This window comes from Actinomycetes bacterium, from assembly GCA_036000965.1.
In the GTDB taxonomy this organism is placed as follows: Bacteria; Actinomycetota; CALGFH01; order CALGFH01; family CALGFH01; genus DASYUT01.
The window spans coordinates 1-16,480 of record DASYUT010000015.1 but is presented as its reverse complement, the minus strand read 5'-3'; the positions used below and the strand labels follow the sequence as shown (position 1 = coordinate 16,480).

The following is a 16,480-nucleotide window of genomic DNA, read 5'->3' as shown; positions in this document are numbered from 1 at the left end:
TATGGCGAACATGCGAGCGTTGCCGGACGCGAAGCGCCCCGGGCGACCGCGTGAACGGCCCCCGGGGCATGGCCGACACCCCGGGAGGTGCCGACATGCCAGAGCCTACCCGACCACCCGATCCCGCCGAGCTGCGCGCGGTCGCCGCTGCGGAGCGGGCCGCCACCGGCCTCGCCCGTGCGGTCGGTCGCGCCGCCGGCGCCGGCATCGTGATCGATGACGAGATCGTCGTCGCCGTCGCCACGATCACGTCCTGGTCGAGCTGGTTGGGCAAGCGCGCCGCCGCCGAGTCCACCGAGCAGCCCTGATGGGGTAAGCCGGGCCTGATCGTGGGGTACGGCCCTGCCGTCCCTGCCCGGTCAGGTACCCTCACCAGGGAGAATGAGTTTCGCCGGTCTCTCCTAGCGACCTCATCTGCGGTGACGCGTCCGGCCGCGAGCTACGTCGGCCGGGGTACGCTACAGCCATGACGACAGCGGGGGACCGTCGGGGAGCGGCCATGGCATCGCTGCGCACGCTCGTCGAACAGCGTCGTGAGGACATCAAGGCGACGGTCGGTCGCCATCATGGCAGGCGGGTCCTGCTGTTCGGCTCTGTCGCGCGCGGGCGGGAACACGCCGACATCGACATCGACCTGCTGGTCGACTTCGGGCCGGAAAGCTCCCTGTTCGACCTGTTGCACCTGAGCCAAGACCTCGAGGAGTTACTCGGCCATCCCGTCGACATCGTCTCCCGGGGCGGCCTGAAGGACCGCGACCGCGCCATCCTCGACGAGGCAATCGAGCTGTGAGCCGCAGCGACGACGAGCGGATCGCCGACATCCTCGATGCCGCATCCCAGATCACGGATGTCGTCGCCGTCGGCAGGCAGGTCCGGGAAGCTGACCTCATCGGCCTGCGGACCGTGCTGGCGCACCACTACCACCGCGTCGACCCCAACCAGGTGTGGATCATCGCGACCAAGGACATCCCTGCCTTGCTGGCCTGGCTCAGCGGGCCCCAACCCAGCGCTAGCGGTACTCGGCTGGGTCGTGACCCGGCGAGCAACGCCCTGTGTCTACGCACGGGGAGCGCCGGTGCTGGTGACCCAAGCTGGTCCGCTGGCCTATGGTCGGGCGTGGCGGGTGGTTAGGCGGGAGTGGTTTCCGGGTAGGTCGAGCTTGGGCAGCTCGGCGGGGAGCGCCTGGCGAGGGCTGGGCGGGGAGCGCCTGGCGAGCCGGGATGGACCCGTCGAGGCAACGATGCCGTGGAGGAGGACCGGATGAGCTCCGATCAGCACCAGCCGGACCCCGGCCAGGTCGAGCACGCCGCCCGGGCCGACGGCGGGCCCGAGGAGGCGGTCGAGGCCGCCCTGCACGGGAGCGAGCCGTCCATCGACGTGGCCGACCTGCACGTGGAGCAGGGCGAGGACGCCATGCCGGTCGTCGAGGGCAGGGTCGGCTCGGAGAAGGACAGGGAGTGGGCGATCGGGCTCGCGCGCAACGCGCTCGGCCAGGAGGTCCACGACGCCCTGCGGGTCGACGAGTCCCTGCCCACCACCGCCCCGGCCGAGGTGGTCAGCGGCTTCGAGGGCGAGGGCGAGCTCGACCCCACCCAGGGCGCGACCAGCCTGCTCAACCCGACCCCCGACCATAGCGGGTCGTACGACCCCGCCGAGGAGGGCGAGCAGGCGAGCGGGGAGGACCCGCTCGACGAGTCCAGGACCGCCCCCGAGTACATGGAGCCCGGGGTCGAGCACCGCCGCAGCCGCGGCCCGGACGAGATCCGCGGCCCGGCCTGAGCTCCGGCCTGGCCGGGCACCGCCGCGCGACGGGCCCGGCCGGCCGGCCTCACGCTCCCAGAGCCCAGACTGCTACTCGCCCCACCGGCCTCACGCTCCCGGAGCCCGGACTGCTCCTCGCCTGGCCGAGTCGCCGGTGCTCGCCGCCTGCGGCTGGGCACGGTAGCTTGCATGCATGGACCGAGTTGCCGACCACGCTGCCGACCACCCGCGCGTGCCCGCCTGGGCCCGCCGGTTCGTGGCCGTCTACCTGGCCGCATTCGTCGTCTGCGGGCTGCTCGGGCTCGAGGCGTGGCCGCTCACCGGGTGGCGGCTGTTCGCCGACGCCCGCCAGGCAAGGCAGTCCGGCTGGCAGGCGGTGACCGTCGACGGGGCCGGCCGCGAGACCCCGGTCCCGTTCCGGGACCTGCCCGCCGGCTTCCGGGGCGACGTGCAGGTGCTCAAGGGCTTCCCCGACCTGTCGCCCGGCGAGCGGGCCGCCGTCTGCCTGGCCTGGGCCGACGCCGTCGAGCAGCGCGGCGGCGGCCGGGTGGAGGCGGTGCGGGTCTACCGGACCGAGACCGACGTGTCGAACCGGGTGGGGAAGCGGGGCGCGCCCCCGGCCCGGACCCTGTACTGGACCTGCCGGCTTGGGGGCGCCGGTGCGCCAGGCTGAGACGCTCGCTGCCCGGCTCGAGGGCTGGTTCTTCGCGCCCGGCGACCCGCGCCGGCTCGCCGCCCTGCGCATCGGCCTGGGCGCGATCCTGGCCGTGCGCCTGGCCGCCGGGTCCTACGTCGAGCTGGCCGGCCAGCCGGCGGCGCTGTTCCGGCCCATCTCGTTCCTGCGCCTGCTCGACGCGATGCCCCCACCCGGCCTGGTCGCGGTCGTGCAGGTGCTGGCGCTGGCTGCAGCCGTGCTGGCCGTGGCCGGGGTCGCGGCCCGGCTCACCCTCCCGCTGGCTTGGGCGGCAGCCGTGCCGCTGATCGCGATGACCTCGAGTCTGGGCAAGACGGCCCACAACGACGTGCTGCTCCTGCTCTGCCTGGTCCCCCTGCTGCCGGCGCCGACCGCCGACGCCTGGTCGCTCGCTGCCCGGCGGCGGCAGGCGCCGGCACGAGCCTGGCGGCCCTGGCGGCGCGGCAGGCCGGCGCCGACCGGGGGGTCGGCGCCGACGGGGGGGTCGGCGCCGGCCGGGGGGCCGGTGCCGGCCGGGGGGCCGGTGCCGGCCGGGGGGCCGGAGCCGACCGCGCGACCAGGGCCGACCGCGCGACCAGGGCCGACTGGGGGCCGGGGGCCGACCAGGGGGCCGGGGCCCGCCGCTGCTGCGTGGCGCTACGGCTGGCCGGTGCGGACCGCGATGGTCGTGGTGGCCGGCGCGTACTTCTTCTCGGGCCTGGCCAAGCTGCTCCACGCCGGTCCCGCCTGGGTGGCCAGCGGCAACCTGCGCTGGGCGCTCTACGCGTCCAGCGACGCCCAGGCGCACCCCAACCCGGCCGCGCTGCTCGTGGCCGACCGGCCCTGGCTCGCCCACCTGCTGGCTGCCGCGACCCTTCTGGTCGAGCTGGGCTTCCCGCTGGTGCTCTGGCGGCCCCGGCTGGCCTGGGTGTTCGTGCCCGCCGCGGTCGCCTTCCACGCTGGCATCTGGGCGGCGATGCGGCTCGACTACTGGCCGATGGCCGCCACCGTGCTTGTCGTCATGGTCGACTGGCTGGCCCTGGCCGCCCGGCTCGCCCGGGGCCGAGCGAGCGCTCGGGGCCGAGCGGGCGCCCGGGCTTCTGCCGGCGCTTCGCCCGGGGAGCAGCCTGCGCGCACGGTGGTGGATCGCTGATGGCGGTTGCGGACGGCCCTCCTGACCTGGACCTGGTGCTCACTGGGGCGGCGGTGTGGACCCCAGCACCTGCCGGGCGTCAGAAGGTCGGTGCTCCCCGGCTGGCGGATGGTCCCCGGCTGGCGGATGGTCCCCGGCTGGCGGATGGTCCCCGGCCCGCGGATGGTCCCCGGCTGGCGGATCCTCCTCGGCCGGCGGGCGACCGGCGGTCGGCGGGCGCGGTTGCGATCCGGGGCGGGCGGATCGCCGCGCTCGGGGCCGAGGCCGAGGTGCGCGCCCTGGCCTGCCCGGTCACCCGGGTCGTGGAGCTGCCCGGCGGGCTGGTCGTCCCCGGCTTCCACGACGCCCATGTGCACGCGCTCGCCGGCGGGCTCGCCGAGCAGCACTGCGACCTCCACGACCTCCCCGCAAGGAAGTACCTGGCGGCGGTCGCCCAGTACGCGGCCGGCCACCCGGACGCGCCCTGGATCGTCGGGGACGGCTGGCTGATGGACGCCTTTGCCGGCGGGCCCCGCAGCGAGGCGCTCGACCAGGTCACGGCCGGCCGGCCCACCTTCCTGACCAGCGCCGACGGGCACAGCGCGTGGGTGAACCAGGCTGCGCTGGCGCTGGCCGGCGTCACCCGGGACACACCCGACCCGCCCCGGGGCCGGATCGAGCGTGACCCGGACGGGGCGCCCACCGGCGTGCTCCACGAGGAAGCCATGCGCCTGGTCGAGCACCTGCTGCCGCCACCGGCCCCGGACGACCTCGAGGAGGCCGTGCCCCGCGGCCAGGCCCACCTGCACCGGCTTGGGATCACCGCCTGGCAGGACGCGTCGGTCGGCCCCGAGGCGCTCGCGGCCTACCGGGCCGTGGCCGCCCAAGGCTCGCTCACCGCCCGGGTCGTGGCCGCGCTCACCTGGGACCCGGGCCGGGGCCTCGAACAGGTCGCCGAACTGGTCGAGCGGCGCCGGGACGGCGCTGCCGGCCGGCTGCGGGCGACCGCCGTCAAGGTCTTCCAGGACGGGGTGGTCGAGAACTTCACCGCCGCCATGCTCGCGCCCTACCTCGACGCGCAGGGCGCGCCCACCGCGAACTCCGGGATCAGCATGGTGCCCGCCGCCGAGCTGGCCGCGGCCGTCATCCTGCTCGACCGCGAAGGCTTCGACGTGCACGTCCACGCGATCGGGGACCGGGCCGTGCGCGAGGCGCTCGACGCGGTCGACGCGGCCCTGGCCGCCAACGGTCCCCGGGACGCCCGCCACCAGCTCGCCCACATCCAGCTCGTCCATCCCGAGGACCGACCCCGGTTCGGCCGTCTCGGCGTGATCGCCAACGCCCAGCCGTTCTGGGCCGTGCTCGACGGCTACATGCGCGACCTCACCCTGCCGTTCCTCACCGCCGAGCGGGCCGCCTGGCAGTACCCGTTCGCGAGCCTGGCCCGGGCAGGCGCGCACCTGGCGTTCGGCAGCGACTGGACGGTGAGCACCGCCGACCCGCTCCTCGAGATGGAGGTGGCATCCCACCCGGCGACCGCGGGGCCGAGCCGTTCCTGCCCTGCGAGCGGCTCGACCTGGCCGCCGCCCTGGACGCCTTCACCACCGGCTCGGCCCACGCGCTCCGTCTGGAGCGCCAGACCGGCTCGATCGAGCCGGGGAAGCTCGCCGACCTGGCCGTCCTCGACCGCGACCCGTTCGCGCCCGGCGCCGGCCCGGTCGGCGACGCCCGCGTGCTCGCCACCCTGGTCGAGGGCGAGCCGGTCTGGGCCGACCCCGTGCTCGGCTGGTGAAGGGGCTCGACTGGCGTCCGGCGTCCAATGCAGCTGGAGTCCGACCGCGGGCTCGGGCTCGGCAAGGGCGCCGACGTCGCGGGCGCCGTCCTGGTCACCGCCGCGCTGATGCTGGGCGTCTACACGATCGCCGAGGTCACCGACTACGGCTGGGGGTCGTGGGCCGGAGAGGCGGCGACCCCCAAGGTCCGGCCCAGCGCCGGCCCGGCCTGCTCAGGCCGACACGTCGCTGGTGGAGAACCGGCTCCAGGCGAGGGCGCCGAACACCGCGGCGTAGGCGGCCTGGGTGAGCAGCCCGAGGGTGAGGTCGTGGGTCGGCACCGGCTGGCGCAGCAGATCGCCGAAGGCGAGCCAGTAGTGGCTGAACAGCCAGGGGTGCAGCCAGGAGATCTGCGGGATCGTGTCGAGCACCTGGCTGACCACGCTGAGTGCGATCGTGGTCGCCATGGCGGCGACCGGGACCTCGGTGAGGGTCGACACGAACAGCCCGACCGCTGCCAGGCCGGCCATGGACACGCCCACGTAGAGGACGATCGCGAGCGTGCGCACCAGCGCCGACGAGAACGAGATGGTCGCACCCGACAGCAGCGTCACCTCGCCGCCCCCGAACAGTGCCAGGCCCGTCGCGAGCCCCGAGCCGGCGACCACCAGCACCGCGGCCAGACAGAAGGCCAGCAGCGCGCCGTACTTCACCGCCAGCAGGCGGCCTCGCCGCACCGGCACCACCAGCAGGTAGCGCAGCGTGCCGAGGTTCGCCTCGCCGGCCACGGCGTCGCCGGAGACGACCCCGACCGCCAGCGGCAGGAACAGCGGCAGCACGGCCACGAGCGAGGTGAGCACGAGGAACAGCCCGTTGCCGGCGATCCGCTCGATGAACGGCGGCCCCTCGCCCGGGTTGGGCGAGGACGACGACAGCGCCACCGCGGTGCCGATGAGCACCGGGACCAGCGCGAGCACGGCGAGCAGCACAAGGTTGCGCCGGCGCCGGAAGACCAGGCCGAGCTCCGAGCGGAGCAGGCGGCCGGCGGCGGGCCGCCGTCCGGGCCGGCGGGCAGGACGGACGGCCGCGGACCCAGTCTCGGTCCCGGCGTCGGCGACGCTACTGGTCGACATCGAACCCCTCCCCGGTCAGCGAGACGAAGGTGTCCTCGAGCGACGGGCGCCGCACGGCCAGGCCCCGGACGGGCACGCCGGCCGCGACCAGCGCAGCGCAGGCGCGTTCGGGCGTGACGCCGTCGAGCACGGCGCCGGCCCCGTCGCCGTGCCGCTCGACCGCGGCGCAGCCGAGCGACGCGAGCACGCCGGCGGCCCGCTCCGGCTCGCTGGTCTCCACCCGCAGCCGCTGCTCGCCCGCCGCGCCCAGCTCGGCCAGGCTCCCCTGGGCGACCAGCCGGCCGGTGCGCAGGATCCCGACGTGGGTGCAGACCTGCTCGACCTCGCTCAGCAGGTGCGAGGAGAGGAACACGGTCGCCCCTTCGGCGGCCAGCTCGCGGATGAGCGCGCGCACCTCGCGGGTGCCCTGCGGGTCCAGCCCGTTGGTCGGCTCGTCCAGCACCAGCAGCTCGCGCTGGTGCAGCAGGGCCGCGGCCAGCCCGAGCCGCTGGCGCATCCCGAGCGAGTAGGCCCGGTAGCGCTTGCCGGCCGCGGCCGTCAGCCCCACTCGCTCGAGTGCCCGGCCGACCCGGCGCCGAGTCGTGCGCGGGTCGGCGAGCGCGCTGGCCGCGTCGAGTCGCTCCAGGTTGGCCCGGCCGCTCAGGTAGGGGTGGAACGCGGGCCCCTCGATGAGGGCGCCGACGCGGTGCAGGACCGCTGCGGCCGCCCCGGGCACCGGCGCGCCAAGCAGCTCGGCGGTGCCGCTGGTCGGGGCGACCAGGCCGAGCACCATCCGGATGGTGGTGGTCTTGCCCGACCCGTTGGGGCCGAGGAAGCCGAACACGCTCCCGGCCGGCACCACCAGGTCGAGGCCGTCGACGGCGACCTGGCCGCTCCGGAAGCGCTTCGTGAGCCCGCGGGTGACCAGCGCCGGGGCCGGCCCCCCTGCCCGGACGGGCGGGGGGGCCGTGGCGGGCGCGGTGGCTGGCGCCGCCGTGGGCGTCACGGGGTGCCGCCCTGGCTGCCGAGCGGACGGGCTGCCGAGGCGGGCTGGGCGGCCGCGGCGGTCAGCGCCTCGGGCGTCACCGCACCCAGGTAGAGGCGGCCGTCGTCGGTGAGCAGCGCGCTGAACAGCGGCGACCGGAGCAGCCGGCCGCTGCCGAAGCTACCCTGGACCGGCTCGGCCGCGGCCAGCAGGGCCTTGGCCGGGCCGGTGACCGACCCTGCGGTCACGCCCCGCGCGACCACCACCGACGTCCAGCTCTCGCCGATGACCGCCGGGCCGCCCATGGCGTGCCGCTTGGCGTCGGCCGGCCCAGCCGCCCCGGGCTTGGCCGCCCCGGGCTTGGCCGCCTCGGCCTTGGCCGCCTCGGGCTTGGCGCCCGCGCCCCGCTCGGTCACCTTGGCGCCGGGCGGCGGGGTGAACCGGAACACGCTGGCGTCCGGGACGCGGAACTGGACCTCGGTGAAGCCGACCTCGAACGCCGGGCTGGCCTGGCCCTTGGCGAACACCCGCACCCGCAGCGGGACCTTGGTGTCGCCGTCGACCGCGAGGGCGACCGAGTCGACCAGCGAGCGGGCGTCCTTGGGCGCCAGCACCAGCTCGTACACGGGCCGGCCGGCGACGCGCGCGGTCCGCCCGACGCGTACCGAGGTGGTCGGGGTGACCGCGTCGAGCACCTGGCGGGCCGCCTCCTCGGGCGTGGGCACGGGCAGCACGCCCACGGCACCCCGGCCGCCGGCCGCCTTGTCCTCGGGCAGCCGGACGTGGGTGGCCGAGTTCGTGGCGCTCTCCCAGGTCCACAGGTCCCGGCCGTTGCGGATGACGTCCGCCTCGCTCAGGGAGCCGGACACCGCCACGCGGGCCCGCTCCTTGCCCGCGTACCAGACCCGGGCGGTGTGGGAGCCGGCGGCCAGGCCGGCCAGGGAGGCGTCCCCGCCGCCGGCCTGGGTGGGCAGCGCGGGCAGGCCGAGGCGGGCTGTCTCGACCACCGTGCCGGAAAGGCCGGCCGGGTCGGCCCGGCCGACGTCGGCGAGGAGCTGCTCGGCGCTCCGCTGCGGCAGCGACGGCGCGGCGCCGTCCGAACGCGCCGCGAGCCCGACCCCGCCGGCCAGGATCCCGGCCAGAGCGACGGGTGCCGCCCAGCGCACCAGGCGCGGGCGGGCGGAGAGGAGCTGCATGCCATACCTTCTTTCTCGAGGCGCCCTTTCTCGAGGCGCCGACGGGGTCGCGGCGGGGATGACCGGACGAGCATGCCCGGTGCCGGCTGTGGCGCCCCTGAGCGCGCCTGAGAGCCCTCTCAGGAAGCGGGCGGGCTCTCAGCTGGCTCTCAGCCGGCCGGGTGCACCCTGGAGCGCGCTGGCGGAGCGAGGAGGTGGACGTGCGCGTCCTGGTGGTGGAGGACGAGGTCCGGCTGGCCGACGCGCTCCAGCGCGGGCTGCGGGCGGAGGGCTTCACCGTCGACGTGGCCCACGACGGCGAGGAAGGGCTGCATCTGGCCACCGAGCGGGGCTACGACGCCGTCATCCTGGACGTCATGCTGCCCAAGCTCAACGGCTACCGGGTCTGCCAGCGCCTGCGGGGGCTCGGCAACTGGGTGCCCGTGCTCATGCTCAGCGCCAAGGACGGCGAGTACGACCAGGCCGAGGGCCTGGACGTCGGTGCCGACGACTACCTCACCAAGCCGTTCTCCTACGTCGTGCTGGTGGCCCGGCTGCGCGCGCTGCTGCGTCGGGGCGCCCCGCGCCGGCCGGCGGTGCTCGAGGCCGGCGACCTCCGCCTCGACCCGGCCCGCCGCCAGGTGCGCCGCGGCACCACCGAGGTCGGCCTCACCCCCCGGGAGTTCGCCCTGCTCGAGTACCTGATGCGCCGGCGCGACGAGGTCGTGCCCAAGCAGGAGATCCTCGAGCACGTCTGGGACGCCCACTACGACGGCGACCCCAACGTCGTCGAGGTCTACGTCGGCTACCTGCGCCGCAAGATCGACGCGCCGTTCGGCCGGCGGGCGCTCGAGACCGTGCGCGGCGCCGGGTACCGCCTGGTCGGCACCGGTGGCTGAGCTGGCCCACCCCGCGCCGGTGGCCGAGCCGGATGGGCCCGCGCCGGTGGCCGAGCCGGATGGCCCCGGGCCGGTGGCCGAGCCGGCCGCCCGCGCCCGGGTCCGGACCCCGCTGGCCTGGTGGCGGCGGCAGAGCCTGCGGGCCCGGCTCACCATGCTCGCGGCCCTGGTGGTCGCCGGCGGGCTGGTCGCCGGCGCCCTGCTCCTGGTCGTGAGCCTGGAGCAGTCGCTCCTGGCCGCCCTGGACGCCTCGGCCAGGCAGCGTGCCCAGGACGTGGCCGCGCTCGCCGACTCCGACCGGCTGTCCACCCCGCTGCCGGTCGCCGGAGCCGGGTCCGTGCTCGTCCAAGTGGTGGACGGACAGGGCCGGGTGCGGGCGGCTTCGGCAGGCAGCGACCAGGCCGTGCCGCTGCTCTCGGCCGGGCAGCTCGCCGACGCAGCCGACCGGCGGCCCCGCTTCGTCGAGGGTGGGCGGCTGGGGGCGGACGCCCCGCTCCGGGTGGTCACCTGGCCGGCGCGCCTGCGCGGCGACCCCGTCACCGTGATCGCCGCGGTGTCGGTCGCCAGCATGGCCGACAGCATCCGCATCGTCCAGACCGCCCTGCTGGTCGGCGTCCCGCTGCTGCTCGCGCTGCTCGCAGCGCTCACCTGGGTCACCGTCGGCTCGACGCTGCAGCCGGTCGGCGCGCTGCGCCGGGGCGCCGAGGAGATCACCGGCACGGGCGCCTCCCGGCGCCTGCCCCTGCCCGCCGCCCACGACGAGGTCCACCGGCTCGGCGTCACGCTGAACCGCATGCTGGACCGGCTCGAGGAGGCGAGCAGCCGCCAGCGCGCGTTCGTGGCCGACGCCGCGCACGAGCTGCGCAGCCCCCTGGCCGGCATGCGGGCCCAGCTCGAGGTGGCCCTCGAGCACCCGGACACCACGAGCTGGCGGCCGACCGCGGAGAGCGTGCTCGAAGACACCCTGCGCCTGGGCCGGATGGTCGAGGACCTCCTGGCCGCGGCCCGGCTCGACAGCGGGGCGGTCCCGCGCCGGGAGGTGGTGGACCTCGGCGCGGTCGTCCGCGACGTGGCCGGGCGCCAGTCAGCGCCCCGCGTGCCCCTCCGGGTCGACGCCGCACCCGGCGTGCGGGTGCGGGGCGACGCCGAGGAGCTCGCCCGCGCCGTCCAGAACCTGCTCGACAACGCCCTGCGCCACGCCGCCACCCGGGTCGACGTGTCGCTGCGGGCCGAGGGGACCCTGGCGGTGCTCGCGGTCGCCGACGACGGCCTCGGGGTGCCGGCCGCCGACCGTGAGCGGATCTTCGAGCGGTTCGCGCGCCTGGACGACGCCCGGGACCGCGACGCCGGCGGCACCGGCCTCGGGCTCGCCATCGTGCGCCAGGTCGTGCGCGCCCACGACGGCGAGGTGGCGGTCGCCGACGACGGCCCGGGCGCCCGCTTCGTGGCCTGGATCCCGGCCGAGCGGGCCGGGGACTCGGCTGATCTCTCCGCCAGGTCGATGCCAGCCGAAGATCCCGCGGTCAGGACCTGACGGCGGTGTCGCGCAGGCGCTTCAGGCGGGCCACGTCGCGGGTGTGCTCGGGCAGCTCGCCCGGGGTCTCGATCACCGCGGCGGCGCCGGCCAGCCCCGGATGGGCGAGCACGGCGGCGAACCCGGCGTCGCCGATCAGCCCCTGGCCCACGTGCCAGTGCCGGTCGCGGCGGGCGCCGAGCGGGTCGCGGGTGTCGTTGCAGTGGACCAGCGGGACGCGGTCGCCCACCACGGCCAGCAGCTCGTCGAGGGCGGCGGTGGCCGAGGCCGGGCTGGTCAGGTCGTAGCCGGCCGCGTGGGCGTGGCAGGTGTCCAGGCACACGCGCAGGCGCGGATGGTCGCCGCAGGCGGCCAGTAGCTCGGCGGCCTCTTCGAAGCGGGCCGCCATGGACCCCTTGCCGCTCGCGGTCGGCTCGAGGAGCAGGTCCGGGCCGCCGGTGCCGGCACCGGCGCCGTAGTCGAGCAGGGGGAGCAGCGCCTCGCGGGTGCGGGCAAGCCCGCGGGCCCGCCCACCACCCATCTCGTAGCCGGCGTGGACGACCAGGCCGGCCGCGCCGATGGCGGCGGCGCGTTCGAGGGTCGCGGCCACCAGCGACCGGGAGCGCGACCAGGTCTGGTCGCTCGTGGAGGCGAAGTTGACCAGGTAGGGGGCGTGCACGAACACCGGCCCGAGGCCGGCCTCGGCCGTGGCGGCCCGGAACCGCTCGGCCCCCTCCGGGTCGGCGGCCGGCGGCGCCCACCCCCGCGGGTTGGACACGAACACCTGGAACGCCTCGCACCCGGCCGCCCGCGCGTGGGCGAGCGCCTTGGCCAACCCCCCAGCCGCCGGGACGTGCGCACCGACCCGCACTACCGGTGCACCACCGCGGCTCCCCCACATGGATCGAGGACTGCCTAGAGACATCCGCCAGCGCATCCGAGCTAGAAGATGGACAACGAAAGAACGATCTTGCTGCCGCGGGGGGCTTTGGTGCCAGGCGGCACGCTCTGGTCGATCACGCGGTCGCCGATGCCGGGGAACGCGAAGTCGACCTGGAACCCCTCCTCCTCGAGCCGCTTGACCGCGTCCTCGCGGGACTCGTCGCGGACGTCAGGGACCTCCACCAGGTCACCGCCCTTGCTGGTGCGGACCTCGACGACCGTGCCCTGCGCGGGGGTGGCGCCTGCAGGCGGGTCGGTGCCCACGACCCGCCCGGGCGGGACGTCGTCGGAGAACACCCGCGCCCGCCGGACCTGCAGGCCGGCCGCGACAAGGGCGCTCCGGGCCTGCGCGTAGGTGCTTCCTCGAAGGTCTGGAACCCGCACCCGGGGCCGGCCGCTCGACACGACCAGCTGCACCCGCTGCTGGTCCATGAGCGTCCCGGCCGGGGGGTTGGAGCCGATCACCTGGCCGGCGGGCACGGTCTGGCTGGTGCGGGTGCGCACGTCGTAGGGCAGCGCGAGCTTGTCCAGGGTCGCCCTGGCGGTGTCGGCGCCCTGGGCGCGCAGGTCGGGCAGGACGATCCCGGCCGACGGGCGGAGCTCGACCTTGGAGAGGCGGTGCAGGGTCTTGGCCGGGAACACCGACTGGCTGGCGACTCTGCCCTTGGGCACGTTCGGGGAGGGGATCGGGGTGCCCACGCCGACCCGCAGGCCCCTGGCCTGGAGGCGGACCTTGGCGACACCGACCGGCTGGCCGACCACGTCGGGCATCTCGACCGTGCGGCTGGTCACGAACGCGAGCGCACCGCCCACCACGACGGCGAGCACCCCGAGGGTGGCCAGGGTGACCACGATCCGGCTGCGCCAGGAGCCGGCGCGCTCCCGCCGCGGGCGTGTCCTGGGCACCCGCCCGGTGGTCGGGCGGGGACGGAGCGGCCCGGGCACGGCCGGCGGCAGCCGGGCCGAGACGGCCGGCGGCGGCGGGGGGGCGGCCACGCTGATGGTGTCGGCGCCCAGGTCGCGTGCCGGGGGGACGACGGTCGCGGCCCGGAGCGCCTCGTCGACCCGGCGGCGGCGGGGCGCTCCCATGGCGGCGGCGAAGCCGGACGCCCGCGCGAAGCGTCGGGCCGGGTCCGGGTCGGTGGCCTGCCAGATCGCGGCGTCCACGGGCTGGGGGACGCCCTGCACCGACAGCGAGGGCGGTGGCACCCTGCCGGAGAGGTGCTGGCGGATGACGTCGTCCTGGCTGGGGCCGGTGAACGGCGCCTGGCCGGTCAGGCACTCGTAGGCGAGGACCCCGAGCGCGTACACGTCCGCGCGTCCGTCGACCACGCCGCCGCGCAGGACCTCGGGCGCGAGGTACTGGACCGTGCCGGCCAGTGGGGTGTCGCCGGCGGTGCCGGCATGGGCGGCGCGCACCAGCCCGAAGTCGGCCACCTTGACAGACTCGCTGGTGAGCAGCACGTTCTCGGGCTTCATGTCGAGGTGGGCGATGCCGGCGTGGTGGGCGTGGTCGAGGGCGTCGGCCACCGCGCCGAGCAGCTCCGCGGTCGTCTCGAGATCCAGCCGCCCCCTGCGCTCGAGCAGGTCGCGGAGGGTCTGGCCGCTGACGTACTCCATCACGATCCAGGGCAGCCCGCGGTCCTCGCCGGAGTCGTAGACGGCCACGACGTTGGGGTGCGACAGGCGGGCGGCGGCCCGCGCCTCGCGGCGGAACTGCTCGGAGAAGCCGGGGTCGCGGGCGAACTCGGGACGGGGGACCTTCACGGCCACGACCCGGTCGAGCTGGCGGTCGTGGGCGCGGTAGACGGTCGCCATGCCGCCCCGGGCGACCCGGGCAAGGATCTCGTAGCGGCGCCTGCCCAAGGTGCGGCCGACGAGGCTGTCGACGTCGGCGGTTTGCTTGGCCACGCGCAGTCCCAGATCGGTACGAGGTTCCGGCCGGGCGGTCTCCCGAGCCTGGGCCAGATTGTAGGCCAAGCCAGGACACTCGATCGGGCTGGCGGATCGGCCGTCCGGCCCGGACAATGCCTGGCGACCCTCCGACCGCGAAGGAGCCAAGCCCGACGATGGCGTTCGACGACGACCTGAGGATGGTGGGGTTCCGCCTCACCCAGGACAAGCGGGACGGGACGCGCACCTGGTCCCTGCCCCGCAACCGCTACCTGACCTACTGGCTGCACGTGCCCCAGGGCGACGGCGTCGCCCTGTTCACCTGGGAGTTCGCGCTCGGCGAGTACATGGACGAGTACGGCCTGCAGGTCGGCACCAACGAGCCGCTGAACACGTTCCTGTTCCCCCAGGCCGACACCGAGGTGCACCAGGAGCTGGGCGCTGTGGTCAAGGCGATGGAGCGGACCGAGACGATCTTCGCCGGCATGAACTTCGGCCACCGGGGCTAGGGTCCTTGCACCTCCACCCGGTCAAACGGAGCCTCGTGGCGCCACAGGTTTCAACTATCGCTCCGCGCTGCTTGCTCAGGGCTATCCCGTCGACCGCCAGGTCGACCGCCCGTAGGTTGCAAGCGGTTCGAGCAGGGTAGGCCGGGTTCGTTCCAGAATGGCGCCCCATCCCCCCGTCGAGGAGGCAGCATGCGCCGCGGTGGCTCTCTGTTCGTCACGATCCTGCTCCTGGCTGGAGCCTTCTACCTGGGCGTGCTCTACGAGCGCAACAACTGCAAGATCGACGTGCCCCAGACCGCCAGCCAGGTGGACAACTCGGTGAAGTGCCGTGACTTCCGCTCGAACCTGCCGACGGTGACGACCAGATAGCGGTCATCTCCGAGGCTCGGCGAGGCTCCCGCTCCCGGCGGGAGCCTCGCGGTCTGTCGCGCATGCCAGCCTGGCGCGGTACGGTCGCCGCGACGGGCGTTCTGGGAGGAGGGGCGGTGCTCGGACGGGCGACCTACCTTGTGCTGATGGCCGCCTGCGTGCTGGTCACCCTGCCGCTCGAGCTGGTCCTGCGGACCCGGGTGTACGCGCGGCCGCGGCGCTGGCTGGCCAGCCTGCTGCCGGTGTTCGTGGTGTTCGGCGCCTGGGACTACGTGGCGATCCGGCGCGGCCACTGGTCCTACAACCCCCGCTTCACCAGCGGTGTCCGCTTCCTCGGGGGCGTGCTCCCGCTCGAGGAGGTGGTCTTCTTCCTGGTCGTGCCGACCTGCGCGATCCTCACCTACCAGGCGGTGAAGCGCCTGCTCGGACCGGATGGCGACCGGCAGCGCCCCGACCGGCCCGACCGGCAGCGCCCCGACCGGCCCGACCGGGCGCGCCCCGACCGGCCCGACCGGGAGCGCCGGTGAGGGAGTACACGGTGGCCGCGGCGGCCGGGATCGTGCTCGCGGTGGTGCTGGAGACGGCGGTGCTGCGGACCGGCATGTTCCGCGACCGGCGCTACTGGGTGGCGCTTGCCGTCGTGGCCTGCTTCCAGCTTCTGGTGAACGGGATCCTCACCTGCCCGCCGATCGTCGCCTACGACGAGCGTCGCATCCTGGGTCCCCGCATCGCCTGCGCGCCCGTCGAGGACCTCGCCTTCGGCTTCGCGATGGTGACCGCCACGCTGAGCCTGTGGCGCTGGACGGGTCGCCGCCCGCGCTGACCTGCGGCCCGACCGGTCCGGAGTGCTCAGACCGCGCTGACCTGCGGCCCGACCGGTCCGGAGCGCTCAGACCTCGTCGAGGCGGTGGAGCGCCTTGCGGACCCGGTCGGCGACGCCGGCGGCGTCCAGCCCGAGCTCGGCGAGCAGGACGTCCCGCTTGCCGTGGGGGAGGAACTGGTCGGGGATGCCGAGCCGGAGCAGCGAGGTGCGGATCTCCCCGTCGGCAAGGACCTCCGCGACGGCCGAGCCGAAGCCGCCGGCGAGCACGTTGTCCTCCACGGTGGCGACCAGCCGGTGGGAGCCGGCGAGGGCGCCCAGCCGTGGGTCGAGCGGCTTGACCCAGCGGGGGTCGACCAGGGTGACGCTGATGCCGTCCTGCTTCAGCAGCCGGGCCGCCTCCTCGCAGGTCACGGCCAGCTTGCCGAGCCCGAGCAGGAGCACGTCGGTGCCCTTGGAGCGGACCTCCCAGGCACCGACCTTCACCTTGCGCACCGGACCGGACACGGTCAGCTTCGGGGTGGTCGCCTTGGGGAAGCGGATCGCGAACGGGCCGGCCGTGTGGGCGACCGCCGTGGCCAGGGCGCGGCGCAGCTCGGTACCGTCCCGGGGCGAGGCGATCACCATGTTGGGGATCTGGCGCAGGTAGGTGACGTCGTAGACGCCGTGGTGGGAGGAACCGTCCGGCCCGGTGATGCCCGACCGGTCGATCACGAAGATCACCGGCAGCCGGTGCAGGGCGACGTCCATCATCACCTGGTCGAAGGCGCGCTGCAGGAAGGTGGAGTAGATGGCGCAGACCGGCCGCAGCCCCTGCAGGGCCATGCCGGCGGCCATCGTGACCCCCACCTGCTCGGCGATGCCGACGTCGAAGACCCGGTCGGGGAACTCGCTGGCCATGACCGTGAGCTTGGTCGGGCCGAGC

General features: G+C 75.4%; 19 protein-coding genes and 1 pseudogene. 14 read left to right on the top strand and 6 right to left on the bottom strand.

Translation table 11 applies throughout. The features are described from left to right. Nucleotides 1–95 precede the first annotated feature (95 nt). From VG276_00695 to VG276_00660, 8 genes and pseudogenes are all read left to right on the top strand, one after another. A complete protein-coding gene (locus tag VG276_00695) occupies nucleotides 96–308 on the top strand; it encodes a hypothetical protein (protein HEV8647936.1) in 213 nt (70 codons plus the stop codon). 191 nt (nucleotides 309–499) lie between these two features. Continuing rightward, the gene (locus VG276_00690) at nucleotides 500–790 is read left to right on the top strand and encodes a nucleotidyltransferase domain-containing protein (protein HEV8647935.1); all 291 of its coding nucleotides are present in this window, start codon (nucleotides 500–502) and stop codon (nucleotides 788–790) included. Further along, nucleotides 787–1,131 (top strand): HepT-like ribonuclease domain-containing protein, encoded by a 345-nt coding sequence (locus VG276_00685; protein ID HEV8647934.1) that lies wholly within the window; start codon nucleotides 787–789, stop codon nucleotides 1,129–1,131. The genes VG276_00690 and VG276_00685 overlap by 4 nt, the downstream gene beginning before the upstream one ends. Nucleotides 1,132–1,260: 129 nt before the next feature. Then, nucleotides 1,261–1,779, top strand: coding sequence for a BON domain-containing protein (locus VG276_00680; GenBank protein HEV8647933.1), 519 nt, complete (start codon nucleotides 1,261–1,263; stop codon nucleotides 1,777–1,779). Nucleotides 1,780–1,954: 175 nt separating this feature from the next. Next, on the top strand, nucleotides 1,955–2,434 hold the full coding sequence (locus tag VG276_00675) for a hypothetical protein (GenBank protein HEV8647932.1): 480 nt from the start codon (nucleotides 1,955–1,957) through the stop codon (nucleotides 2,432–2,434). Beyond that, on the top strand, nucleotides 2,421–3,587 hold the full coding sequence (locus tag VG276_00670) for a hypothetical protein (protein ID HEV8647931.1): 1,167 nt from the start codon (nucleotides 2,421–2,423) through the stop codon (nucleotides 3,585–3,587). The genes VG276_00675 and VG276_00670 overlap by 14 nt, the downstream gene beginning before the upstream one ends. Then, nucleotides 3,587–5,020, top strand: a pseudogene (locus VG276_00665) (amidohydrolase). Before VG276_00670 ends, VG276_00665 begins: the two are co-directional and overlap by 1 nt. Further along, nucleotides 4,918–5,358 carry an amidohydrolase family protein gene (locus tag VG276_00660; GenBank protein ID HEV8647930.1) on the top strand — a complete coding sequence of 147 codons (441 nt, stop codon included), beginning with the start codon at nucleotides 4,918–4,920 and terminating at the stop codon, nucleotides 5,356–5,358. Before VG276_00665 ends, VG276_00660 begins: the two are co-directional and overlap by 103 nt. Before the next feature lie 213 nt (nucleotides 5,359–5,571). Here VG276_00660 and VG276_00655 read toward each other — a convergent pair whose 3' ends face one another. The 3 genes from VG276_00655 to VG276_00645 all read right to left on the bottom strand — a co-directional run bounded on the left by VG276_00655 (nucleotide 5,572) and on the right by VG276_00645 (nucleotide 8,631). Beyond that, the gene (locus VG276_00655; protein HEV8647929.1) at nucleotides 5,572–6,471 is read right to left on the bottom strand and encodes an ABC transporter permease; all 900 of its coding nucleotides are present in this window, start codon (nucleotides 6,469–6,471) and stop codon (nucleotides 5,572–5,574) included. After that, nucleotides 6,458–7,378, bottom strand: a complete 921-nt coding sequence (locus tag VG276_00650) for an ABC transporter ATP-binding protein (GenBank protein ID HEV8647928.1) — start codon at nucleotides 7,376–7,378, stop codon at nucleotides 6,458–6,460. Before VG276_00650 ends, VG276_00655 begins: the two co-directional genes overlap by 14 nt. A gap of 74 nt (nucleotides 7,379–7,452) precedes the next feature. Beyond that, the gene (locus VG276_00645; GenBank protein HEV8647927.1) at nucleotides 7,453–8,631 is read right to left on the bottom strand and encodes a hypothetical protein; all 1,179 of its coding nucleotides are present in this window, start codon (nucleotides 8,629–8,631) and stop codon (nucleotides 7,453–7,455) included. A 200-nt stretch (nucleotides 8,632–8,831) separates the two neighbouring features. Between VG276_00645 and VG276_00640 the strand changes: the two genes are divergently transcribed. Together VG276_00640 and VG276_00635 are read left to right on the top strand one after the other, a co-directional pair. After that, nucleotides 8,832–9,509 carry a response regulator transcription factor gene (locus tag VG276_00640; GenBank protein HEV8647926.1) on the top strand — a complete coding sequence of 226 codons (678 nt, stop codon included), beginning with the start codon at nucleotides 8,832–8,834 and terminating at the stop codon, nucleotides 9,507–9,509. Beyond that, nucleotides 9,502–11,043 carry an ATP-binding protein gene (locus VG276_00635; GenBank protein HEV8647925.1) on the top strand — a complete coding sequence of 514 codons (1,542 nt, stop codon included), beginning with the start codon at nucleotides 9,502–9,504 and terminating at the stop codon, nucleotides 11,041–11,043. The genes VG276_00640 and VG276_00635 overlap by 8 nt, the downstream gene beginning before the upstream one ends. Here VG276_00635 and VG276_00630 read toward each other — a convergent pair. Beyond that, complete coding sequence (locus VG276_00630) at nucleotides 11,033–11,893, bottom strand: deoxyribonuclease IV (protein ID HEV8647924.1); 861 nt, start codon at nucleotides 11,891–11,893, stop codon at nucleotides 11,033–11,035. The two genes, VG276_00635 and VG276_00630, sit on opposite strands and share 11 nt — an antisense overlap. A 71-nt stretch (nucleotides 11,894–11,964) precedes the next feature. Continuing rightward, entirely contained in the window at nucleotides 11,965–13,875 is a 1,911-nt protein-coding gene (locus VG276_00625) for a PASTA domain-containing protein (GenBank protein ID HEV8647923.1), read from the bottom strand. A 158-nt stretch (nucleotides 13,876–14,033) separates the two neighbouring features. Here VG276_00625 and VG276_00620 point away from each other — a divergent pair, with 158 nt between their 5' ends. The 4 genes from VG276_00620 to VG276_00605 all read left to right on the top strand — a co-directional run bounded on the left by VG276_00620 (nucleotide 14,034) and on the right by VG276_00605 (nucleotide 15,558). Then, entirely contained in the window at nucleotides 14,034–14,366 is a 333-nt protein-coding gene (locus VG276_00620) for a hypothetical protein (protein ID HEV8647922.1), read from the top strand. A 189-nt stretch (nucleotides 14,367–14,555) separates the two neighbouring features. Further along, nucleotides 14,556–14,735 carry a hypothetical protein gene (locus tag VG276_00615; GenBank protein ID HEV8647921.1) on the top strand — a complete coding sequence of 60 codons (180 nt, stop codon included), beginning with the start codon at nucleotides 14,556–14,558 and terminating at the stop codon, nucleotides 14,733–14,735. 116 nt (nucleotides 14,736–14,851) lie between these two features. Then, nucleotides 14,852–15,262 carry a lycopene cyclase domain-containing protein gene (locus tag VG276_00610; protein HEV8647920.1) on the top strand — a complete coding sequence of 137 codons (411 nt, stop codon included), beginning with the start codon at nucleotides 14,852–14,854 and terminating at the stop codon, nucleotides 15,260–15,262. Beyond that, a complete protein-coding gene (locus VG276_00605; GenBank protein HEV8647919.1) occupies nucleotides 15,259–15,558 on the top strand; it encodes a lycopene cyclase domain-containing protein in 300 nt (99 codons plus the stop codon). Before VG276_00610 ends, VG276_00605 begins: the two co-directional genes overlap by 4 nt. Nucleotides 15,559–15,624: 66 nt before the next feature. Here VG276_00605 and VG276_00600 read toward each other — a convergent pair. Beyond that, nucleotides 15,625–16,480, bottom strand: an 856-nt coding sequence (locus VG276_00600) for a transketolase C-terminal domain-containing protein (GenBank protein HEV8647918.1), incomplete at its 5' end; no start/stop codon positions are given.